Here is a 20,601-nt window from a genome sequence, read left to right as displayed (position 1 = left end):
AATATTACCGGCGCCTTATTGTCTCACCCGAATTCCGGCATAGCTCTAGGAAAAGAGCTTAACCGGAGTTTTGCCATGCGACGTTCCCTCACCCTGCTGACAATTGCCTGTCTTTCCTCCCTCTTCTTCGCGACGGTGGCCCTTGCCGATTTGGTCAATGGGCGATGCCAGAAGGAAATCGAGAACGAGATTGCCGGCCTCGCGATCCCGAATGACCGGATCAAAAATGTCGAAATCCTCAATATCTATGACGGCAATGGCGAGGGCGGCGGCCGCGTCGATCATATCGAAGGCTGGGTCTCCTTTACCGATTGCAAGGGCAACCTGATCGTCAGCATCAGCAACGCCTGCCTGCTCCAGGAAATCTACACGACCTATGAATGCCGGGTGCCGGGCGTCCAGAATTACTGACCTCCGCTGCCTGCCTATTCAAGAATTTTGATCCTGATCATGGCCTCTTGCCGATGAACGCCCTAGGTTGGCGTCCATGGCATCGGTTTTTCCGCTGCCGAATTGACCGGAGAATCTTATGCGTCGTCTTTCGAAATCCCTTATTACCCCCGCCCTCCTCATGGCCGTCATGACAGCCACCGCCCTTCTCCCGACGGCGGCATTTGCCGACCGATGCGAGGCGCAGTTCGACGCGGTCATGGCGCAGCTGGCCATCCCGAAGGAGCGGATCAAGGATGCCTTTTCCGTCAATGTCTATACGCGTCAGGGCTCAGGGCTCGAGCGGGTCGAACGCTGGGTCTCGTTCAACGACTGCAAGGGCAATCTCGTCATCAAGACGGATCATATCTGCCGCCCGATGGATAACTACACGACCTATGAATGCCGCGTACCGGGCGTCCGGAATTACTGAGCCTCACGCATCATAGTCGACAACGACGTCGTCACTCATCGGATGTGACTGGCAGGTCAGGACGAACCCCTCCGCGACCTCGGCCTCCTCAAGCGCGTAGTTAAGGTCCATGCGCACCTCTCCGCTCACGACCTTCGCGCGGCAGGTGGAGCAGACCCCGCCCTTGCAGGCGTAAGGCAGGTCCATCCCCTGCTTCAGTGCCACATCAAGAATGGAACTGCCGTCCTCCGCCACCTCAACCTCACTTCGGCGGCCATGAAGGATAATCCCGACCTTGCGCTTCGGCCCGGTTTCCTCGGGCATGGGCGGTGCGACGCCGGCCTTTTTCGCGGCATCGGTGATGAACAGCTCGAAATGGATATGGGCCTTGTCCAGCCCGCGCGCCTCAAGCGCCGCCGACGCGTCATGAATCATCTGCTCGGGACCGCAGAGAAACGCCTCGTCGAGGGTGGCGACGTCAATTACAGTGTCGAATAGCGCCGCGCATTTTTCCGCATCGATGCGGCCGTTGAACAGCTCGACATCCTGATGCTCCCGGCTCAGGATATGCATGATGTTCAGCCGCTCGGGATAGCTATTCTTCAGATCCTCAAGCGCCTCGAGAAAAATGATCCCCGAAACGGTCCGATTGCCATAGACCAGCGTCACCCGCGACCCCGGTTCCGTTTTCAGGACCGTCTTGATGATCGACATGATCGGCGTGATGCCGCTTCCCGCCGCAATGGCGAGATAATGCTTGGCGTTCTCCGCCGCAAGCGGGGTAAAAAAGCGCCCCTGCGGCTCCATCACCTCGATGACGGCGCCGGGCCGGATATTCTCGTTCGCATGGCTCGAGAACTTCCCGCCGGCGATTTTTTTCACGGCAATGCGCAGATCAGGGTCGCCGACCGCGCTGCAGATGGAATAGGAGCGGCGCACCTCCTCCCCGTCGAGGATTTCTTTCACCGTCAGATGCTGCCCCTGCGTGAAGCGGTAGGCCGTCTTCAAGTTCTCCGGCACGTCGAAGGAGATCGACACCGCATCTTTCGTCTCGCGCACCACATCCTTGATTTTGAGGGGATGGAATTTCGTCATTCGTCTAACCTACACGCATTTGAAATAATCGAAGGGTTCCAGGCAGTCCCGGCATTTATACTGTGCCTTGCAGGCGGTCGATCCGAACTCGCTCACCAGCTCCGTATTGCGGGATTTGCATTGCGGGCAGATAACCTCCTCATGCCCGAGCAACGCCGCCTTGCCTTTACTGGCGGGCGGCGCGATGCCATATTCCTCAAGTTTCCTGCGGCCCTCCGTCGTGATCCAGTCGGTCGTCCAGGCGGGGGAAATCTCCGTCCTGATGGTGAAATCCGTAATCCCATGAAGTTTCAGCATGTTGGCGATGTCGGCCTCGATCACCTCGGTTGCCGGGCAGCCGGAATAGGTCGGCGTGATGACCACCGTAAGATGGCCGTCTTCTCCGGTCTCAATCCGGCGGATGATGCCGAGATCGGCGACGCTCAGCACCGGAATTTCCGGATCCTTCACAAGCGCCAGAATACTCGCGATATCGTCCTTTGCGGCAAGGCTTACCATTTCGCATCCGGATAGGCGCGCGGCAGGAACTGCATTTCGGCAAGGAGATAGCCAAGATGCTCGGAATGTTTACCCTCCCGGCTGCCGCGGACGGACCAGCTGTCCTCCGGCCGGGACAGGGTTGCCTCGGCGAAGACCTCGTCGATATAGCGGTCCCACTCACCGCGCAGGGCGGCAACGTCAACGCCGATACCGGCCGCGACCATCGCGTCATCGACCGCATCCATGTCAAACATTTCCGGGACATAGCCCCAGAGCGAATCGACCGCCCGCTGCATCCGCTCATGGCTTTCCTCCGTGCCATCGCCAAGGCGGATGACCCAGTCGGTGCTATGGCGGCGGTGATAGGTGATTTCCTTGAGGGATTTCGCCGCGATCCCGGCGAGCCGCTCATCGGAGGACGAACAGAGGCCTGCGAATTGCTGATACTGGAAGGCATCAAAAAAGAGCTGCCGCGCCATGGTGTGGGCGAAATCGCCGTTCGGCTGTTCGAGCAGGAGAAGGTTGCGCCAGGCCATGGTATCGCGGTGAAAGGCGAGCCTGTCCTCATCGCGGCCCTTCCCCTCAACTTCGCCCGCGTAAGCGAGCAGCATCCGGGCCTGCCCCAGCAGGTCGAGCCCGATATTGGTCAGCGCCAGATCCTCCTCCAGCATCGGCGCATGGCCGCACCATTCGGCGAGCCGCTGACCGAGGATCAGGCTGTTATCGCCAAGGCGCAGCAGATAATCGAAATGCATTTTCTGGTCCGTCATGCCGCACCTCACATATGGCCGACTTCGTCGGGCAGCTTGAAGAAGGTGGGATGGCGGTACAGCTTGTCGTCGCTCGGCTCATAAAAGCTGCCCCTATCCTCCGGCGAGGAGGCGACGATATCGGTCGATTTCACCACCCAGATGCTGACCCCTTCCCCGCGCCGGGTATAGACATCCCGCGCGTTGGTGAGCGCCATTTCCGCATCCGCCGCATGCAGGCTGCCGACATGCTTGTGATCGAGGCCGTTCTTGCTGCGGATGAAAACCTCATAGAGCGGAAGCTCGCTTTTCGTCTCGCTACTCATATCAAAAATCTCCTTACGCGGCTTCGACTTTGCGGGCTTCCTTCTTCGCCGCATGGGCAAGCGCCGCCTCGCGCACCCAGCGGCCGCCGTCATGGGCATCAACGCGGGCCTGAAGCCGTTCGCGGTTACAGAGGCCGTTGCCGTTCACGACGCTGCGGAATTCCTCCCAGTCGATCTCGCCGAAATCATAATGGCCCCGCTCCTCATTCCATTTAAGCTTGTCGTCGGGAATCCTCAGGCCCAGGAATTCCGCCTGCGGCACCGTCGCATCGATGAATTTCTGGCGGAGATCGTCGTTGGACTGGCGCTTGATCTTCCATTTCATGGACTGGCCGGAATGGGCGGATTCCCGATCATGTGGGCCGAACATCATCAGGGTCGGCCACCACCAGCGGTTCAACGCATCCTGCGCCATCTCCCGTTGTTCTTTTGTGCCTTGCGCCATTGTCATCATGATCTCGTATCCCTGACGCTGATGGAAACTTTCCTCCTTGCAGATGCGGATCATCGCCCGCGCATACGGCCCGTATGAGCAACGGCAGAGCGCGATTTGGTTGACGATCGCCGCGCCGTCGACCAGCCAGCCAATGGCGCCGATATCCGCCCAGCTCAGCGTCGGATAATTGAAGATGGTGGAATATTTCGCCTTGCCGCTATGCAGTTGCTCGAACATCTCGTCGCGGGAAATACCGAGGGTTTCCGCCGCGCTGTAGAGATAGAGGCCGTGCCCGCCCTCGTCCTGAATTTTCGCCATCAGGATGGCCTTGCGCTTCAGGCTTGGCGCACGGGTCAGCCAGTTGCCCTCGGGCAGCATGCCGACCACTTCCGAATGCGCATGCTGCGACATCTGCCGGATCAGCGTCTGGCGGTATTTCTCCGGCATCCAGTCCTTGGGCTCGATCCGCTGCTCGGCGTCGACCTTGGCCTGAAAGGCGGCTTCAAGCGCCTCGGGCTCCTTGTTGATTGCATCCATACATCATCTCTCCCAATCAGATTACCCTCTATATGATACATTTTTGATATTTTTTCAATTCATTTTGTATCGTAAATTATATCCCCACCCCCCACTGGCGAAAAGCCGTGGCCGATGTATAATTTGCGCATCTTGAAGAATAAAAACGATAACCGGATCGGGATGAAGCCATGCTGGACACCTCCACCAAGAAAGACAGGTATGAAGCCGTCGCCACCCTGTATCACGCCTATTTCACCGGGTTGCTGCTCACCCTTGCGAGCCGTAAGAGCCATACGGCCGCCGGGGACCTCTCCTTCCACGTCTTCCGCCGCCAGCATCATGAAAAATTCCTCTCCAGTTTCGAAAAGCTGGGGCTTTCGAACCTGCCCGACGCGGTCGCCTGCGCGCAGTATCATTATCTCTCCAACGGGGTCGGCGGCGTGCCCGTGGAATATATGTATGAGAGCGATGAGAAAGCCTGGGTGCATTTCTGTCATCCCCGCTGGATCTACGACGGGGCGGCCATTTGCGGCGTCCCGCTGGAGGTCAATCACGGATACCTGAAAGGCTGGTACGCCCAGAATGGCGTCAGCCTCAAAAACTCGCGTCTCGGCTTCGCCTGCACCTCGCAGGATATGGACGGGCAATATGGCATGGCCGGCTATTTCAAGGTCTTCGATCACGACCTCACGCCGGAGGAAAGATTGCAGTTCGCGCCCGGCGAGATAGCGCCGCCCTTCGACCCCTCCGCCGCGCCGACGCTGGACACCTCCACCTGGCCGGAGGAACGGCTGCAAAAGGCCAATCGGAATTATTCCATGGAATACGTTAAGAACAGCCTGATTGTTCTGGGCGATCTGTATGGCCCGATGGAAACAACCGCCTTTGGCGGCATCACTGCGCAGCTGATCGGCAAGCAGTTTTATCGCCAGACCGCCGATACCCTTGGCATCACCGGCGACAGCATCGAGGGTTTTGCCCGCTATCTCGCCGGGATGATCGACGGCCATGATGACGAGGTGGAGATGGCAAGGGACGGCGATGCGTTCATTGTCCGGCAGAAAGGCTGGCGCCTGATGCGCGGCACCGGCCCGCATCCGGCCAGTGTTTTCGATAGCTGGAACCAGCTTTGGCAGGGGGCCCTTGCCGTGCATAACCGCTATCTGGTGCTGGAAGTCCTGCAGCGGCAGGATTATGGCGACGACTGTTTTGAATGGCGCATCCGGGAAAGGAAATCCGCATGAAGATCGTGATCACCGGCGGCGCGGGATTTCTCGGAAAAAGGCTCGCGAAATCCCTGCTGACGCGCGGCCGCCTGACTGGTCCCGAAGGCACCCAGGAAAAAATTACGGAGCTGGTCCTTTTCGATATCGCGCCGGACATCGATATCGTGGATGACCGCCTCCGCTATATCTCCGGGGATATTTCTGATGCGGAGACAGTGACGAGGCTGATCGACGAGGAGACAGCAAGCATCTTTCATCTCGCCGCCGTGGTGAGCGCCCAAGCGGAGGATGATTTCGATCTCGGCTACCGCATCAATCTCGATGGCACCCGCCATGTGCTGGAGGCGGCGCGCGCCCTCCCCCATGCGCCGAAACTCCTGTTTACGAGTTCCGTCGCGACCTATGGCGGCGGCCTTCCCGATGTGGTGACGGATGCGACGGCGCAGGTACCGCAAACCTCCTACGGCACGGCGAAGGTGATGGGAGAGTTGCTGGTGCAGGACTACAGCCGCAAGGGATATATTGACGGGCGGTCGCTGCGCCTGCCGACGATTTCCGTGCGCACCGGCCTTCCCAACAAAGCGGCCTCAACCTGGGCCAGTTCGATGATCCGGGAGCCACTTTGCGGCCGCGATGCCATCTGCCCGGTGAGCGAGGCAACGCCGATGGCCTGCATGTCCCCCGCCAAGATTATTGCGGCCCTGATCCATGCCCAAGAGCTCCCGGCAGAGGCGTTCGGGCCCACCCGCTCCCTCCTGCTTCCCGGCATATCCATCACGGCGGGCGAGATGGCGGTAGCAGTGGAGCGGCATAAGGGCAACCGGCAGCTTGGAAAGATCCTCTGGCAGCCCGATCCCGCCATCCAGAAAATCGTCGATGGCTGGCCGAAAGCGACGCAATCGGCGCGTGCGGAAAAGCTCGGCTTCGAGAAGGACGACAGTCTCGATGAGATGGTTCGTGCCTTTATCGAAGACGACCTCGAGGATCAACTCGCCTTATATACCGACTGACCATAAAGACGCGCGAGCCCCTCTTTCGAGGCCTCGGCGACACCGCGCTCGGTAATCAGACCGGTCACCAGCCGCGCCGGGGTGACATCAAAGGCATAGTTGGCGGACCCACTCTCCTCGGGCAATATCCGCACTTCGCTGACAGCGCCGGTTCGGTCCAATCCCTGAATATAGTCGACCTCGTGGCCGTCGCGGATCTCAATCGGGATATCCTTTACTCCGTCCTCAAACTCCCAGTCGATGGTCGGGCCCGGCAACGCCACATAAAAGGGCACATTGTTATCTTTCGCCGCGAGCGCCTTCAGATAGGTGCCGACCTTGTTGCAGACATCTCCCGCCGCCGTCGTCCGGTCCGTGCCGGTGATGCAGAGATCGACGAGGCCATGCTGCATCAGATGGCCGCCGACATTATCGACGATGAGCGTATGATCGACCCCATGCTTGCCGAGTTCCCAGCAGGTGAGATGGGCCCCCTGGTTACGCGGCCGCGTCTCATCGACCCAGACATGCACTGGAATGCCCGCATCATGGGCCTTGTAGATCGGCGAGAGTGCCGTTCCCCAATCCACCGTCGCCAGCCAGCCCGCGTTGCAATGGGTCAGGATATTGAGCTTGCCCGTCTTGCCCTTCGCCTCCCAAATTTGCCGAAAAACCTCCAGCCCGTGATCGCCGATGGCGCTGTTGATCGCGACATCCTCATCGCAGATTTGCGCCGCCTTCTCATAGGCCGCCGAGACCCGCTCGGCTTCGGACAGCGGCAGGAGCAACTCCCGCATCGCGCGGATCGCCCATCGAAGGTTGACCGCCGTTGGTCGCGTCGCGATCAATGTCTCGGACATGTTCTCAAGGGCGGCATCCCCTGTATCCGCTCTAAGACCGAGGCAAATGCCATAGGCCGCCGTCGCCCCGATCAGCGGCGCGCCCCGCACCAGCATCGCCTTGATTGCATGGGCCGCGTCCCCCAGCGTCGTCAGCCGTTCAATGCGAAATTCATGGGGCAGCCGTGTCTGATCGATAATGCCGACGGACCAGCCGTCATCCTTAAGCCAAATACTCCGATAGGGTATTCCGTCGATTTTCATCCGTCGCTCCTGCCCTTTGAAAAGCCCATGAAGTTTAACGGGAAAGGCCTTGCTTCGACAGCCCTAAATCTGCAAACTCGGGGGAAACATCAGTCTAATCGCGAGGGAATGAGAAATGGATGTAAAAGCGGCAGTCGCCCATAAAGCCGGCGCACCCCTTACAATCGAAACCGTCACGCTTGATGGCCCGCGCGAGGGCGAAGTGCTGGTCGAGATCAAGGCGAGCGGCCTGTGCCATACGGACGCCTTCACCCTGTCGGGCGAAGACCCGGAAGGCATCTTCCCCGCCATCCTCGGTCATGAGGGCGCAGGCATCGTCGTCGATGTGGGACCGGGCGTCACGAGCCTGAAAAAAGGCGATCATGTCATCCCGCTTTATACCCCGGAATGCCGCCAGTGTGATTACTGCACCAGTGGCAAGACCAACCTCTGTCAGGCGATCCGCGTCACGCAGGGTCAGGGCCTGATGCCCGACGGGACCAGCCGCTTCAAGATCAATGGCGAGAAGGTCTTCCATTACATGGGCTGCTCGACCTTCGCGAACTATACGGTCGTGCCGGAAATCGCGCTCGCCAAGATCCGCGAGGACGCGCCGTTCGACAAGGTCTGCTATATTGGCTGCGGCGTCACCACCGGCATCGGCGCGGTCATCAATACGGCGAAGGTCAAGCCCGGCGATAACGTGGTCGTATTCGGTCTTGGCGGCATCGGCCTCAATGTCATTCAGGGCGCGCGCCTCACTGGCGCCGACATGATCGTCGGTGTCGATCTTAACCCCGCGCGAAAAGCGCTTGGCGAGAAGTTCGGCATGACCCATTTCGTCAACCCGAAAGAGGTCGAAGGCGATATCGTTCCCTATCTCGTCGATCTCACCAAGGGCGGCGCGGATTACTCGTTTGAATGCATCGGCAATGTCAATGTCATGCGCCAGGCGCTGGAATGCTGTCACAAGGGCTGGGGAGAGAGCATTATCATCGGCGTTGCGGGCGCGGGTCAGGAAATCTCCACCCGACCGTTCCAGCTGGTGACGGGACGCGTCTGGAAAGGCACGGCCTTCGGTGGCGCCAAGGGCCGCACGGACGTTCCGAAAATCGTCGACTGGTATATGGATGGCAAGATCAATATCGATGACCTGATCACCCATGTCATGCCTCTTGAAAAAATCAACGAGGGGTTCGACCTGATGCATGAGGGTAAATCCATCCGCAGCGTCGTCACTTTTTGAGCGCGGCGATGAAAACCCTTTCCGAGCAGGCCTGCTTCGGCTGCATTCAGGGCTTCTATGCCCATGACTCCGCCGAGACGGGCTCCGAGATGCGGTTCGCCGTCTATCTGCCGCCCGCGGCGACATCGGCCTCCGTGCCCGTTCTTTATTACCTTGCGGGCCTTACCTGCACGGAGGAAACCGCCACCATCAAGGCGGGCGCGCAGCGCGTTGCGGCGGAGCATGGTCTGATGCTGGTCATGCCGGACACCAGCCCGCGCGGTGTCGGCCTGCCGGGGGAAGAAGATGACTGGGACTTCGGCACCGGAGCCGGGTTCTATCTCGATGCGGTCATGGAGCCCTGGGCCGACTGCTACCGGATGTACAGCTATATCCGGGACGAGCTTCGCCTGCTGATCAACGAGAAATTTCCAGCCGATCCCGACCGGACAGGCATTTTCGGTCATTCCATGGGCGGGCATGGCGCATTGACGATCGCGCTTAAAAATCCGGAACTCTATAAATCCGTCTCCGCCTTCGCGCCGATTTCCTCCCCCATGCAATGCCCGTGGGGGCAAAAGGCCTTCACCGGCTATCTCGGGACCGACCAAGCCAGTTGGGCAGAGTATGACGCGACGGCGCTTGTCAAGAACGGCAAGCGCGCCCCGCATATCCTGATCGATCAGGGAACGGCCGACCAGTTCCTGTGCGAGCAGCTAAAACCGGAGATATTCGAGGCGGCCTGCAAGGAAGCGGGACAGCCCCTCACCCTCCGGCGGCAGGACGGCTATGATCACAGCTATTATTTCATCCAGACTTTCATGGAAGATCATATCCGCCATCATGCGGCGCATTTGACGGGGACCTAGGCGTCGGCCAGATGCTTGCGGACTTCCTTGTTAAAGATCTCCGGCTTGTCGATGGCGAGCTGATGCGCCGCGTTGTCGACGACCACCAGTTTCGATCCTTCAATCTGCCGGTGGATCAGTTCCGATGAACTGAGCGGCGTGCCCATATCCTCCCGCCCGACAATGACGAGGGTCTTTCTCTTGATCGCCGGAATGCGGTCCTTGAGGTCAATACCGGCAATCGCGTGGCAGCAGCCGATATATCCCTCAACAGAGGTGTCAAGGATCATCTTGCGGACCCGCGCGTCAAGCTCGGGCCGTCCCTCAAGCGATCCTTCGACGAACCAGCGGGACATGGTCGGCTCGACCGTCGCCGCCAGTCCCTGCTCCGCCGCGAGGCGGATGCGTTCCGGCCAGAGCGCCGCCGCGCCGTCAGGCAATGCGCAGAGGGAGCTCGAAATCACCAGCCTGTCGACCCGGTCCGGATAGCGGAGCGCGAATTCCTGCGCGATCATGCCGCCAATGGAGAGGCCGACGAAATGGCTTTTCGTCACGCCATAGACATTCTGGATCGATGCCACATCGGCCGCCAGCATGCCGAAATCATAGGGTCCGGGAATGGGCGCGCTCTTGCCATGGCCACGCAAGGAATAGCGAAGCACGCGATAGTCTTTCTTGAGGTCTTCGGCGAGTTCGTCCCAGGCGGTGAGATCGCAGCAAAGCGAATGGCTCATCGTGACGACAGGTGCATCCTCCGGCCCTTCGAAGCTGGTTTCAAACTCTATTCCATTTGCCGTGATTGTCATGATCTCTCCCTTGTTATTTTTGGACGGGCGGGATCATTATGCGGGAAGCAGCACCTTGTTGACAAGCTGCGCGCCGCGGCTCGCCATGAAATAAAGCCCCATATAGTGGGTCACGTCCTGCGGATGGGCGGCGGTGGCGCCATAGCCGATCTCCTCGGCGACGCTCCGCGGCAGATCGTAGGTCGAGCAGCCCCTGTCATAGACATGGATATCCTTCAATCCCGGCATCATGTCGTGATTGCGGGCGCTCAAGCTCGTCAGGACGAAATCCATCACGCAGATATCCGTGCAGATCCCGACGACCAGAAGGTCGGTGATCCCGTTCGCCTTGACCCAGTCGGCTACCGCGTTCGTGCCATCGGCGCGCGTCGCGCCAATAAAGCCGTTGATGCAGTCCTTTCTGACGAGCGTGGTATTGGCGTCCTGCTCCAGCCATTTAAGCTCCGGCACCAGTTCCTCCTCCCCGGTGCCCGCCTCGCAATGCGGCGGATAGGGCGGCTCGGGCTTGCCGGGGATATGGGTGTCGAGGAAGGCGAGGATCGGCCAGCCCTGCGCCGTGAAATGCCGGGCGAGGCTGACCGTTTCCGATACCATTGTTGAGACCTGCTCATTCGGTGCCGGCGGCGCAAGTGCCCCGGCCCCGACGGTGGCGAAGCCGTTGACCTCATCGACGATCACCAGCCCCGCTTTCCGGCCCTCGGCTCTCGGGTCGAAATCGGCGAAGCTGAGCGGCATCGCCGCTGCCAGATCGTTGGTCAGGTCGCGGGTCGTCATTTTCTCTCCTTGCCTAGCCGCACTGCGGCGCGGGCTTGATCAGGCCGAGTTCCTTGGCCACCTTCAGCGTGCCATCCTCGGTCTTGGCAATATACATATTCATGGCCGTGTGATGATCGTCCTCGGTGATCATCGCCGGGCCTGTCGGAATGGTGAAGGAGAGCCCGGCCATGCCGTCGATGGCCGCTTCCCGGTCCACCTTGCCCGCCTTTTCAATTCCGCCCTTGAGCGCAATCAGCGAATTATAATGCGTCATCACATAGAAGGAAACCACCGCGTCATCGCCCGCGGCTTTGCGGATCTTGGCGACGAAATCCTGGACGCCCGGCTCCGGCGAGCTGGCGACCATGGGAACCCCGGCATACATCCCCTCGCCCTTGCCCGGGCCGAAGGCGCCGAGATAGGTTTCGGCGAAACCGAGAAAAGCGATCTTCATCGTCTTGGTGAGGCCGAATTCCTCCGCCTGCTTGATGAAGGTGATGCCGTCCGCGCCCGGCAGCGCAAACAGCAGGATCTTCGCGCCGGAATCGGCGATCTTGCGGATGATCGGGGCGAAATCCTTGACGCCGAAGGGCGTATATTCCTCACCCAGCGTGCTGCCCCCGATATCGGCGATAATCCCTTTCGCCGTCTTGAACATGTTGCGTGGCCAGACATAATCCGCGCCGAACATGTAATAGCTGTCGCCGATGCCTTCCTCCTTGAGATAGGGGATCAGCGGCGCCGTGTCCTGATTCGGCACCGTATTGAAGGAGAAGAGGTAGCGGTTGCAGATGCCGCCCTCATAGTTCGTCGCATAGAGAAGCGGCGTCTTGCCCCGCTCCATCGTCGCCGCCATGGCATCGCGCCCGGCCGAGGTGATGGGACCGGAAATCGCAATGACTTCATCGCGTTCGATCAGTTTCTTCGCCTTCTCGACCGAGGTTTTCGGATCGGTCTTGTTGTCTTCATAGAGGATTTCGACATCATGGCCTAGAATGCCGCCGGCGGCATTGATCTCGGCGACCGCCAGATCGAGGCCCATCTTTGCCTGGTTGCCGAACAGCTCCAGCCCGCCGGAGAAGGGCTGTACCGCGCCGACCTTGATGGTTTTCCCCGCCGCAATGGCCGGCATGCCGATGGCCGAGGCGGCAACTGTGGCCCCCATGGCGCCCATGAAGTGTCGTCTGGAAATATCAATCATCTCGTCGTCCTCATTTTCATATATAGGCCGGTATCGCGGCGTGACAAAACAGTTGTCCGGTAAAATGAATTGTGCATGGTTATGCCAGTTACAGTAGAAGAATCAAATAATTACCGCTATGCTTTCAGAAAATAACCGGATTTTGGCGAATTCATCGGGAAATTCGAACGTATACATATTAAAACTTTGTATGTGCACGTTCATCATTTGTATGCATACCTATAATATTACCTGAATCACCCGGATTGTCGCATGTCATTTCTCGAGTTGAAATCCCTGACAAAGAATTTCGGTGGCCTCTGCGCCGTTGACGGCTTCTCCCTCGATATCGCGAAGGGCAGCGTCAATGCATTGGTCGGGCCGAACGGCTGCGGGAAATCAACGCTGTTCAACCTCATTACCGGTACGATCCGCCCCGATTCGGGTGAGGTCCTGTTTGCAGGGGTGAATATCACCGGCCGCCCGCCCCATGAGATTGCCCGCCTCGGCATCGGACGCAAGTTCCAGGTTCCGGCCATCTTCGACGAGTTGACGGTGCGCGAAAATCTGATCGTCGCCAGCCGCAAACAGAACGACCGGACGGCGCAGGCTGACATTCTTGCGCAAATCCATCTCGAAGATCAGGCCGATACCCTGGCCGGAGAGCTCGCCCATGGCCAGAAGCAGTGGCTGGAGATCGGTCTTCTGCTGGCGCAGGCACCCGCGCTGATCCTCCTTGACGAACCAACCGCCGGGATGACCGCGCCGGAGACCCGCGCAACCGCGGAACTGATCCATCGCATCAACCGGGATCGCGGCCTGACCGTGCTGGTCATTGAGCATGACATGGGATTTATCGAACATCTTGCCTGTCCGGTTCATGTGATGTCGAAGGGAAAGATACTAAAATCCGGTAATTTCAGTGAAATCCGGAACGATGCGGACGTCAAAGCACTCTATTTCGGCACCGCGGAGGAAACCGTCGATGCTTGAGATCACGGGGCTTTCGGCGGGCTATGGTGAGGCGCTGGTGCTGCGCGATGTCTCCTGCCGGATCGCGAAAGGGCAGGTCACCGCCCTCATGGGGCGGAACGGCATGGGCAAGACGACGCTGCTCAAAACCATCATGGGGCTGATCCGGGCGCAGTCGGGCCGGATCAACTTCGACGGCGCGTCGATCGAGACACGGCCGACGCATCTGATTTCCCGCGCCGGGATCGGCTATGTGCCGCAGGGGCGTGAGATCTTCGACGATTTCACGGTGCGCGACAATCTTCGCCTCAGCCTGATGGGCCATGACGCGGCGACCGCCCTTCCCTTCGATAAAATCTACGGCTGGTTCCCGATCCTGAAGGAGCGGGAGACACAGCGCGCCGGGACCTTCTCGGGCGGGCAGCAGCAGATTCTGGCGATTGCCCGCGCCCTGATCGCCGGACCGAAGCTGCTCCTCCTCGACGAACCGACGGAGGGCATCCAGCCGAGCATCGTCCAGGAGATTGGCCTGCAGCTTGCGAAAATCGCCCGCGAAACCGGGCTCAGCATCCTGGTCGTCGAACAGAATGTCGAGATGGTCCGCATTCTCGCCGATCAGGTGATGTTCATGGAAAACGGCGCGATCCGCGAAAGCTGCGATATCGCGACGCTCCGCCGCGACGATGCGCTGTTGCATCGGTATCTGTCGGTATAGGGAGGCTGGATTGAGCGAACTTCTTCCCGTATTTCTCGATGTGACTTCCTACGTGTTGATCCTCGTGCTGGTCGCGCTCGGGCTGATGATCGTGTTCGGCATGATGGGCGTGATCAACATGGCGCATGGGGAGCTGTTCATGATCGGCGCCTTTGTGATGGTCGCGGCTCAGGGCGCGGGCCTCCCCTTTCTCGCCGGCCTTGTCCTCGCGCCTCTCGTCGTCGGATTTCTCGGCCTGCTGATCGAGACGGCGCTGATCCGCCATATCTATCACCGTCCCCTCGATACGATTCTTGCGACCTGGGGCCTGTCGATCGCCCTCAAGCAGCTCATCGTGCTGAGTTTCGGGCCGGAATCCCAGAGTGTCACCCTGCCCCTTGACGGCACACTGACCCTCGGCGCCTTCAGCTATCCGCTCTATCGCCTTGTTTTGATGGCGGTCTCGGCCGTTCTCATCGGCGGAACCTTCTGGCTGTTTATCCGCACCGATTTCGGGCTGATGGCGCGCGCCGTGATTGCGCGGCCGACGACGGCGGCAACCCTCGGCATCGATACCCGGCGGATGTACCGCTGGAGCTTCGTCATCGGCACGGCGCTCGCGGGACTTGCCGGGGCGTTGGTCGCGCCGATCATCAGCGTCGATCCGCAGATGGGCCTCGGCTATCTGGTGCCGGGCTTCCTCTCGATCCTCGTCGGCGGCGCCGGGGCGCTGGCAGGCGTACTGGTCGGCGGCGCGGTTGTCGGCGGCGTCGGGAATTTGCTGGCCGTCTGGATTTCGCCGGTGGCGGCGCTGATCACCGTCTATATCCTCGCCATCCTGATCATCCGCCTCAAGCCCGAAGGCATATTGGGAGGACGCCGTGCGAAATAGCCTGATTGCCCTCCTCATCTTCGCCGCGCTGGCCGCCGCGCCGCCGGTGATCGGCGGATACTGGACCGGGCAGCTGACCGGATATCTCGTCTACGGCCTGCTGGCGATTTCCCTCTCCCTCGTCTGGGGTTATGGCGGCATCCTCTGTTTTGGCCAGGCGATGTTTTTCGGGATCGGCGGCTATATCATGGCGGTGATCACCAAGGGAATGGTCCTGCCCGATATCACCAGCAGCTATCTCGGCCTCATCGCCGCGATGGCCGGGGCCGCGCTGTTCGCGCTAGCGCTCGGCTATTTCCTCTTCGCGGGGCGCGGGATCAGCGGCGCCTATCTCGCCATCATTACCCTCGCCATCGCGCTGGTGCTGGAACGGCTGATGAATAACTGGTACGGGCTCGGCGGTTATAACGGCCTTCTCAACGTGCCGCCGATCAAACTCACCTTCTTCGGCGCGAGTTTTGAGCTCTGGGACCGGGTGCCGACCTTTTACGCCATCCTCATCGTTGTCGCTGTTATCTTTTTCGGCACGACGGCGCTGCTCAATTCCGCCTATGGCCTTCGCCTCACTGCCTGCCGGACCCATCCCGACCGTCTCGCCTCGCTCGGTTACAGCGTGCTCAATATCCGCCTTTCGGTCTTCTCTTTAAGCGCTGCCATCGCCGGGCTCGCGGGCGCGCTGTTCGTCACCCTCGACGGCTTCGCCTCGCCGACGCTGATCGGTTTCACCCTGTCGACGGAGGCGCTCATCTGGGTCGCCATCGGCGGCAAGGAGATGCTGCTCGCGGCCTTTCTCGGCGCCATTCTCACGCGCACGGCGGAAAGCTGGCTCTCGGAGATTTTCGGCGATTACTGGATCCTGATCCTCGGCATCGCCTTCATGATCAGCGTCGTCCTGCTGCCCAAGGGCCTGCTGGCGACGCCGCTTGAGAAGCTGACCGAGGGAAAACGCCGCTGAGCCGCGACCGATGGCCGCGAATTCCCGCGGCGGGACCATAATTATTTTGCAAAGAAACAAATTCATAATAAAACAGATTCGAAAATCGGAAGGACGCGCCGTCCTTGGCAACGCGCAAAAGGGAACAGACTGATGGGGCCGGACCCTAAGCTTGAGAAAAGCTGGCTTGAACAGCTCCGGCCGGAGTTCGACAAACCCTATATGCGCGAACTCAGGCAATTTCTGCTAAACGAGAAGGCGGCGGGAAAGGTGATATTCCCGGCGGGCGGAAACATCTTCGCGGCGCTCAACAGCACGCCCTTCAACAAGGTCAAGCTGGTCATCATCGGGCAGGACCCCTATCACGGCCCCGGCCAGGCGCACGGGCTCAGCTTCTCGGTGCCGCCGGGCGTGCGGATCCCGCCGTCGCTTCGCAATATATATGAGGAACTGCACCGCGATCTCGGCCTGCCCTACCCGCGCCATGGCAATCTGATGAGCTGGGCGGAACAGGGCGTGCTGCTCCTGAACGCCGTCCTCACCGTCGAGCAGGCAAAGGCCGGTTCGCATCAGGGCCGCGGGTGGGAACAGTTTACCGATGCCGCTATCGCCGCCCTCAACGAGACACGCGAGCATATCGTTTTCCTGCTCTGGGGCAGCTATGCGCAGAAGAAGGGCAGCTTCATCGACCGCGGGAAGCACCTGGTCCTGCAAAGCCCGCATCCCTCCCCCCTCTCTGCCCATCGCGGCTTTATCGGCAACGGGCATTTTTCGAAGGCGAATGATTATCTCAAGCAGACCGGCCAGACGCCGATCGACTGGACAGTGGGAGAATTGGTATGATGTCCGCCGACGCGGTTTTTCGCAAACTGCCGAAAATTGTCGGCCATCGGGGCGCCTGCGGCCTCGCGCCGGAAAACACCCTCGCCTCCATCCGCAAGGCCGCCGAAACCGGCGCAAGTTTCGTTGAAATCGATGTGACGGTCACGAAGGATGATGTCGCGGTCATCCAGCATGACAGCGATGTCCGGCGCTGCACCGACGGCAGCGGGCCGATCCTCCTGAAAACACTGGAGGAGGTCAGGAAACTCGACGCCGGACGCTGGTTCGCGCCGGAATTCGCCGGCGAGCGGATCCCCACCCTGAAAGAGGCGACGGATACGCTGCGCAGCCTCGACCTCGGGCTCAATCTCGAAATCAAGCCGACGGTCGGTTGGCAAATTCCGACGGCGCAGCAAGTGGCGAAGGAACTTCTCGCCGATTGGCCGGCGAAGCTGCCGCTGCTGATCTCCTCCTTCGCCGTGGAATGCCTGATCGAGGTTCATCGCCATATCCCGGCGCTGCCGCTCGGCTACCTTACCTCCGCCGTCCCGCCGGACTGGCAGACGCGGATGGCGGACTATGGCTGCGCGTCGCTGCATTGCGAACGCCATTACCTGACGGCGGCCGATGCCCGGGCCATCAAGGATGCCGGCTATTACCTGCTTGTCTATACGGTGAATGACCCGGAGGAGGCGCGAAGGCTTCTCGACTGGGGCGCCGATGCGATTATCACGGATTTTCCCGACCGGATGTTCGAGACCCTGAATCTCTGACGCCGCCGCCTATTGTTCGATCTGGCCGGCGACGAGATAGGCATTTGACGACAGCAGCGAATTGATCCGCCGCATATCGCTCAGCAGGCTCAGATGGATGGCGCTTGCCTCCTGATCCAGCATCCGATCGCTGCGCAGTCTTTTCAAATGCTCGTTCACCGCCTTGCGCTCGGCTTCGCGAAAGACCTGCTTGCGCTTGATCAGGTTGCGCGCCGTATTGGCGTTTTCCGTCATCAGGACACTGAACGACATGCGCAAATTCACCAGCACCATATCGAGCAGCCGGACTTCATCCTCGATATCCTCGTCGGCAATCGCCACCTGGTTTTTATGGCAGGTCTCCACCACTTCCAGCATGTTCATGACGACAATGTTGCTGATATGGTCGATGGCCGTCGTGAAATTCAGAATTTCCGTGCAGCGCATCTCGTCCTTCTCGTCGAGCGATTCCCGGCCCAGCTTCGTCAGGTAGCCCTTGATCGCCCCGTCGAAATCCTTGATCGCGTCGTTGCCGTCGCGGATCTGCCGGAACATCTGGATATCATTGCCGCCGAAGGTCTGACGGAGGGAGCGGCACATCTTCTCCAGTACATCCCCCATCCGGAGCGTTTCCCGCACCGCATTGGCCATGGCGAGTTGCGGGCTTTCAAGCGCGGCCTTGTCAAGATACAGCGGTTGCGGCGCGTTGGGGTCCTCCTCCGCGTCCTCGGGTAGCAACCGTTCGGTGAGGCGGCCAAGCGGCCCGACAAAGGGCAGGAAGACAAGCGCGCAGGCGAGATTGACCAGCGTATGGAAATTGACGATCTGGCGCGCGGGCTCGGCCTCAAACGCCGCGAGCTGCGGTTCGATCAGTCCGATGAAGGGAAGGACCGCGACGACAATCACAAGACGGCAGATCAGGTTCGCAAGCGGCGCGCGGCGGGCCGCCTTCTCCGCCTTCAAGGTCGCCATGATCGGCGGGGCGGCGCCGCCAAGATTGGCGCCGAGTACCATCGCATAGGCGACATCGATCGGAAAATGACCGGTCAGCGATAGCGACAGCGCGAACAGCACCGTCGCCAGCGAGGAATGGGCGACGAGCGTGATGATCGCCGCGATCAGGACGACAAGGACCGGCTCCCCGGAGAGAGAAGAGAGAACGAATTGCGAGACGGAGGAATCGCGGATCGGCTCGGAGGCGAGCGCCAGCATCTTCAGCGCCGTCAGCATCATCCCGAGCCCGAGCAGGATACGCCCAAGATTCTTGGCCCGTGTCGCGCCCGCGGTTGCATGACGGACAAATCCGACGAACAGCAGCACCGGCGCGAGGAAGGAGAGATCGAAGCTCAGGATCTGGGCGACAAGGGTGGTGCCGACATCGGCGCCGAGAATGATCGCGATCCCCGCCGTTGCCGGAAGCAGGCCCCGCCCCGCGAATGTCGCGGTCAGCAGCGCCGTCGCCGTGCTGCTTTGCAGGAGCATGGTTACGGTCAGGCCACCGAAAAAGGACTGCACGCGGTTTTTCAGACAGAATTTCAGGAACAAACCAAGTTCGCGGCCGAAGGCGCGCATGACGCCCGTGCTGACCATGCGCAGGCCCCATAACAGGAGGGCGACCCCTCCCAGCAGATTTATGAGAACTATGGTTCCGTCCAAAACGCCTGTACCTTCAACTGAATTCGCCGCCTGCCGCTTCCATTATATCTGGCTGGAAACGAATTGATGCTTAAATCCAAAAATTTCAACAATTTTCGCGCAGAGTTCCACAAAAACCGCTGACGGAAGGATCATGCCGCCAGATCGCCCGCCACCGCCTTTTCAAAGAGACGGCTGTATTCCTCCGCTGTGAGGGAAATCGGATTGCCGCCGGAGGACGGATCCTCGACGGCCATTTTCCCGACAAGCGCCGCTTGCGCCGCATCAATGTTGAGCGCCGCCAGATCGTTGGGGATCCCGAGCTGCTTGCGCAGATCGAGAACCCAGCCAAGGAACGAATCGAAGGACGGCTTGGCCAGACCCAGGTAGGCGGACAGCCGCGCGAGCCGGTCGGCGATGACATCGCGGTTGCGGATCAGTACATAGGGCATAAGGATGGCATTCAGCATGCCGTGATGCGCGTCATAGAGCGCCCCCAGCGGATGGGCGAGCGCATGCATGCCGCCAAGGCCCCGCTGAAACGCCGTCGCCCCCATGGAGGAGGAAATCATCATCTGGCTGCGGGCGACGAGATCACCGCCCTCGAAGGTTGCCGTCGGCAGATATTCCTTCACCAGGCGGATGCCCTCGATGGCGATCCCTTCCGCCATCGGATGGAAATGCGGCGAACAGAACGCTTCCAGATTATGCGACAGCGCATCCATGCCAGTGGCCGCCGTAATCACTTTGGGAAGGCCGACGGTGAGTGCCGGATCGGCAATGACCATGGCGGGCATCATCTTCGGATTGAAGACGATCCGCTTCACATGATTGGCTTCATCGGTGATGATCGAGGCGCGGCCGACCTCCGACCCCGTGCCCGAGGTTGTCGGAATGGCAATGATCGGCGGAACGTCGGCGGCCGGAATCTCCTCCCAGTCGCGGCCACCGGCAATATAGCCGAAGACGGTTTCCTTCTGGTTGGCCATGACGGCGACGGCCTTCGCCGCATCGATCCCCGACCCGCCGCCAAAGGCGATCACCCCGTCATGACCGCCGGCGCGGTAAACGGCGACGCCGTCATCGACATTCTTGCCGACCGGGTTCGCCTTGATATCGCTGAAAAGGCCGCAGCCGATACCGGCTTTCTTGCAGGCTTCCCTCGCCTCGGCGATCATCGGAAGCGCCGCGAGGCCCGGATCGGTGATCAACAACGGGTTCGTCATCCCGAGCGTCTTGCAGGCTTCCCCAAGCTCTTTGAGGCGACCGACGCCAAACCGCATCGCTGTCGGGTAGTTCCAGTTGCCGATGAGGGCGCTCGCGTCTGTTGCCATGAATATGT

23 protein-coding genes are annotated in these 20,601 nt (G+C 60.2%); 12 read left to right on the top strand and 11 right to left on the bottom strand.

What is annotated here, in order from left to right:
- Positions 1-75: 75 nt before the first annotated feature.
- Together GQF03_RS08865 and GQF03_RS08860 are read left to right on the top strand one after the other, a co-directional pair.
- Positions 76-411 (top strand): hypothetical protein, encoded by a 336-nt coding sequence (locus GQF03_RS08865; protein WP_161338880.1) that lies wholly within the window; start codon positions 76-78, stop codon positions 409-411.
- A 118-nt stretch (positions 412-529) separates the two neighbouring features.
- Entirely contained in the window at positions 530-862 is a 333-nt protein-coding gene (locus GQF03_RS08860; protein ID WP_161338879.1) for a hypothetical protein, read from the top strand.
- Between the two features lie 3 nt (positions 863-865).
- On the opposite strand, the gene paaE is transcribed toward GQF03_RS08860, so the two are convergent.
- The 5 genes from paaE to paaA are packed head-to-tail and all read right to left on the bottom strand — an operon-like array spanning position 866 to position 4,464.
- Entirely contained in the window at positions 866-1,936 is a 1,071-nt protein-coding gene (paaE, locus tag GQF03_RS08855) for a 1,2-phenylacetyl-CoA epoxidase subunit PaaE (protein ID WP_161338878.1), read from the bottom strand.
- A gap of 9 nt (positions 1,937-1,945) precedes the next feature.
- A complete protein-coding gene (paaD, locus tag GQF03_RS08850) occupies positions 1,946-2,434 on the bottom strand; it encodes a 1,2-phenylacetyl-CoA epoxidase subunit PaaD (RefSeq protein WP_161338877.1) in 489 nt (162 codons plus the stop codon).
- Entirely contained in the window at positions 2,428-3,186 is a 759-nt protein-coding gene (gene paaC, locus GQF03_RS08845) for a 1,2-phenylacetyl-CoA epoxidase subunit PaaC (RefSeq protein WP_161338876.1), read from the bottom strand. Before paaC ends, paaD begins: the two co-directional genes overlap by 7 nt.
- Before the next feature lie 8 nt (positions 3,187-3,194).
- A complete protein-coding gene (gene paaB, locus GQF03_RS08840) occupies positions 3,195-3,491 on the bottom strand; it encodes a 1,2-phenylacetyl-CoA epoxidase subunit PaaB (RefSeq protein WP_161338875.1) in 297 nt (98 codons plus the stop codon).
- Positions 3,492-3,504: 13 nt separating this feature from the next.
- On the bottom strand, positions 3,505-4,464 hold the full coding sequence (gene paaA, locus GQF03_RS08835; protein WP_161338874.1) for a 1,2-phenylacetyl-CoA epoxidase subunit PaaA: 960 nt from the start codon (positions 4,462-4,464) through the stop codon (positions 3,505-3,507).
- Positions 4,465-4,634: 170 nt separating this feature from the next.
- Between paaA and GQF03_RS08830 the strand changes: the two genes are divergently transcribed.
- Together GQF03_RS08830 and denD are read left to right on the top strand one after the other, a co-directional pair.
- Complete coding sequence (locus GQF03_RS08830; protein ID WP_161338873.1) at positions 4,635-5,690, top strand: hypothetical protein; 1,056 nt, start codon at positions 4,635-4,637, stop codon at positions 5,688-5,690.
- Positions 5,687-6,682, top strand: a complete 996-nt coding sequence (gene denD, locus GQF03_RS08825; protein ID WP_161338872.1) for a D-erythronate dehydrogenase — start codon at positions 5,687-5,689, stop codon at positions 6,680-6,682. The genes GQF03_RS08830 and denD overlap by 4 nt, the downstream gene beginning before the upstream one ends.
- Here denD and mtnA read toward each other — a convergent pair.
- Positions 6,658-7,764, bottom strand: a complete 1,107-nt coding sequence (mtnA, locus tag GQF03_RS08820) for an S-methyl-5-thioribose-1-phosphate isomerase (RefSeq protein ID WP_161338871.1) — start codon at positions 7,762-7,764, stop codon at positions 6,658-6,660. The genes denD and mtnA overlap by 25 nt on opposite strands.
- Positions 7,765-7,879: 115 nt before the next feature.
- Here mtnA and GQF03_RS08815 point away from each other — a divergent pair, with 115 nt between their 5' ends.
- Together GQF03_RS08815 and fghA are read left to right on the top strand one after the other, a co-directional pair.
- Positions 7,880-8,989 carry an S-(hydroxymethyl)glutathione dehydrogenase/class III alcohol dehydrogenase gene (locus tag GQF03_RS08815; RefSeq protein ID WP_161338870.1) on the top strand — a complete coding sequence of 370 codons (1,110 nt, stop codon included), beginning with the start codon at positions 7,880-7,882 and terminating at the stop codon, positions 8,987-8,989.
- 8 nt (positions 8,990-8,997) lie between these two features.
- Positions 8,998-9,837 (top strand): S-formylglutathione hydrolase, encoded by an 840-nt coding sequence (gene fghA / locus GQF03_RS08810; protein WP_161338869.1) that lies wholly within the window; start codon positions 8,998-9,000, stop codon positions 9,835-9,837.
- Here fghA and GQF03_RS08805 read toward each other — a convergent pair.
- From GQF03_RS08805 to GQF03_RS08795, 3 genes are read right to left on the bottom strand one after another with little or no spacing between them, the layout of a single operon-like run.
- A complete protein-coding gene (locus GQF03_RS08805; RefSeq protein WP_161338868.1) occupies positions 9,834-10,622 on the bottom strand; it encodes an alpha/beta fold hydrolase in 789 nt (262 codons plus the stop codon). The two genes, fghA and GQF03_RS08805, sit on opposite strands and share 4 nt — an antisense overlap.
- A gap of 36 nt (positions 10,623-10,658) precedes the next feature.
- Positions 10,659-11,396, bottom strand: a complete 738-nt coding sequence (locus GQF03_RS08800) for an isochorismatase family protein (RefSeq protein WP_161338867.1) — start codon at positions 11,394-11,396, stop codon at positions 10,659-10,661.
- 13 nt (positions 11,397-11,409) lie between these two features.
- Complete coding sequence (locus GQF03_RS08795) at positions 11,410-12,579, bottom strand: substrate-binding protein (RefSeq protein WP_161338866.1); 1,170 nt, start codon at positions 12,577-12,579, stop codon at positions 11,410-11,412.
- A 252-nt stretch (positions 12,580-12,831) separates the two neighbouring features.
- Between GQF03_RS08795 and GQF03_RS08790 the strand changes: the two genes are divergently transcribed.
- From GQF03_RS08790 to GQF03_RS08765, 6 genes are all read left to right on the top strand, one after another.
- Positions 12,832-13,551: an ABC transporter ATP-binding protein gene (locus GQF03_RS08790; RefSeq protein ID WP_161338865.1), complete on the top strand. Its 720-nt coding sequence runs from the start codon at positions 12,832-12,834 to the stop codon at positions 13,549-13,551.
- Positions 13,544-14,245: an ABC transporter ATP-binding protein gene (locus tag GQF03_RS08785; protein WP_161338864.1), complete on the top strand. Its 702-nt coding sequence runs from the start codon at positions 13,544-13,546 to the stop codon at positions 14,243-14,245. The genes GQF03_RS08790 and GQF03_RS08785 overlap by 8 nt, the downstream gene beginning before the upstream one ends.
- A gap of 10 nt (positions 14,246-14,255) precedes the next feature.
- Complete coding sequence (locus tag GQF03_RS08780) at positions 14,256-15,116, top strand: branched-chain amino acid ABC transporter permease (RefSeq protein ID WP_161338863.1); 861 nt, start codon at positions 14,256-14,258, stop codon at positions 15,114-15,116.
- A complete protein-coding gene (locus tag GQF03_RS08775) occupies positions 15,106-16,071 on the top strand; it encodes an ABC transporter permease subunit (RefSeq protein ID WP_161338862.1) in 966 nt (321 codons plus the stop codon). The genes GQF03_RS08780 and GQF03_RS08775 overlap by 11 nt, the downstream gene beginning before the upstream one ends.
- A gap of 132 nt (positions 16,072-16,203) precedes the next feature.
- Positions 16,204-16,893, top strand: coding sequence for a uracil-DNA glycosylase (gene ung / locus GQF03_RS08770; protein ID WP_161338861.1), 690 nt, complete (start codon positions 16,204-16,206; stop codon positions 16,891-16,893).
- Positions 16,890-17,645, top strand: coding sequence for a glycerophosphoryl diester phosphodiesterase (locus GQF03_RS08765; protein ID WP_161338860.1), 756 nt, complete (start codon positions 16,890-16,892; stop codon positions 17,643-17,645). The genes ung and GQF03_RS08765 overlap by 4 nt, the downstream gene beginning before the upstream one ends.
- 9 nt (positions 17,646-17,654) lie before the next feature.
- On the opposite strand, the gene GQF03_RS08760 is transcribed toward GQF03_RS08765, so the two are convergent.
- Positions 17,655-19,280 (bottom strand): Na/Pi cotransporter family protein, encoded by a 1,626-nt coding sequence (locus GQF03_RS08760; protein WP_161338859.1) that lies wholly within the window; start codon positions 19,278-19,280, stop codon positions 17,655-17,657.
- 131 nt (positions 19,281-19,411) lie between these two features.
- Positions 19,412-20,593: an iron-containing alcohol dehydrogenase gene (locus GQF03_RS08755; protein WP_161338858.1), complete on the bottom strand. Its 1,182-nt coding sequence runs from the start codon at positions 20,591-20,593 to the stop codon at positions 19,412-19,414.
- Positions 20,594-20,601: the final 8 nt, after the last annotated feature.

Origin of the sequence: Sneathiella chungangensis (assembly GCF_009882935.1) — a bacterium.
GTDB classification, from domain to species: domain Bacteria; phylum Pseudomonadota; class Alphaproteobacteria; order Sneathiellales; family Sneathiellaceae; genus Sneathiella; species Sneathiella chungangensis.
Note: the sequence above shows the minus strand (reverse complement) of the source record. Positions and strands in the feature narration are given on the sequence as shown.

Excerpts from the sequence above, each read along its gene's own strand:
- GQF03_RS08795 (WP_161338866.1), bottom strand. The coding sequence starts at position 12,579 with ATGATTGATATTTCCAGACGACACTTCATGGGCGCCATGGGGGCCACA.
- paaC (WP_161338876.1), bottom strand. The coding sequence starts at position 3,186 with ATGACGGACCAGAAAATGCATTTCGATTATCTGCTGCGCCTTGGCGAT.
- GQF03_RS08785 (WP_161338864.1), top strand. The coding sequence starts at position 13,544 with ATGCTTGAGATCACGGGGCTTTCGGCGGGCTATGGTGAGGCGCTGGTG.
- GQF03_RS08860 (WP_161338879.1), top strand. The coding sequence starts at position 530 with ATGCGTCGTCTTTCGAAATCCCTTATTACCCCCGCCCTCCTCATGGCC.
- GQF03_RS08800 (WP_161338867.1), bottom strand. The coding sequence starts at position 11,396 with ATGACGACCCGCGACCTGACCAACGATCTGGCAGCGGCGATGCCGCTC.
- mtnA (WP_161338871.1), bottom strand. The coding sequence starts at position 7,764 with ATGAAAATCGACGGAATACCCTATCGGAGTATTTGGCTTAAGGATGAC.
- GQF03_RS08765 (WP_161338860.1), top strand. The coding sequence starts at position 16,890 with ATGATGTCCGCCGACGCGGTTTTTCGCAAACTGCCGAAAATTGTCGGC.
- GQF03_RS08815 (WP_161338870.1), top strand. The coding sequence starts at position 7,880 with ATGGATGTAAAAGCGGCAGTCGCCCATAAAGCCGGCGCACCCCTTACA.
- GQF03_RS08755 (WP_161338858.1), bottom strand. The coding sequence starts at position 20,593 with ATGGCAACAGACGCGAGCGCCCTCATCGGCAACTGGAACTACCCGACA.
- ung (WP_161338861.1), top strand. The coding sequence starts at position 16,204 with ATGGGGCCGGACCCTAAGCTTGAGAAAAGCTGGCTTGAACAGCTCCGG.
- GQF03_RS08865 (WP_161338880.1), top strand. The coding sequence starts at position 76 with ATGCGACGTTCCCTCACCCTGCTGACAATTGCCTGTCTTTCCTCCCTC.
- fghA (WP_161338869.1), top strand. The coding sequence starts at position 8,998 with ATGAAAACCCTTTCCGAGCAGGCCTGCTTCGGCTGCATTCAGGGCTTC.
- GQF03_RS08830 (WP_161338873.1), top strand. The coding sequence starts at position 4,635 with ATGCTGGACACCTCCACCAAGAAAGACAGGTATGAAGCCGTCGCCACC.
- GQF03_RS08805 (WP_161338868.1), bottom strand. The coding sequence starts at position 10,622 with ATGACAATCACGGCAAATGGAATAGAGTTTGAAACCAGCTTCGAAGGG.
- paaB (WP_161338875.1), bottom strand. The coding sequence starts at position 3,491 with ATGAGTAGCGAGACGAAAAGCGAGCTTCCGCTCTATGAGGTTTTCATC.
- GQF03_RS08790 (WP_161338865.1), top strand. The coding sequence starts at position 12,832 with ATGTCATTTCTCGAGTTGAAATCCCTGACAAAGAATTTCGGTGGCCTC.
- paaE (WP_161338878.1), bottom strand. The coding sequence starts at position 1,936 with ATGACGAAATTCCATCCCCTCAAAATCAAGGATGTGGTGCGCGAGACG.
- paaD (WP_161338877.1), bottom strand. The coding sequence starts at position 2,434 with ATGGTAAGCCTTGCCGCAAAGGACGATATCGCGAGTATTCTGGCGCTT.
- denD (WP_161338872.1), top strand. The coding sequence starts at position 5,687 with ATGAAGATCGTGATCACCGGCGGCGCGGGATTTCTCGGAAAAAGGCTC.
- paaA (WP_161338874.1), bottom strand. The coding sequence starts at position 4,464 with ATGGATGCAATCAACAAGGAGCCCGAGGCGCTTGAAGCCGCCTTTCAG.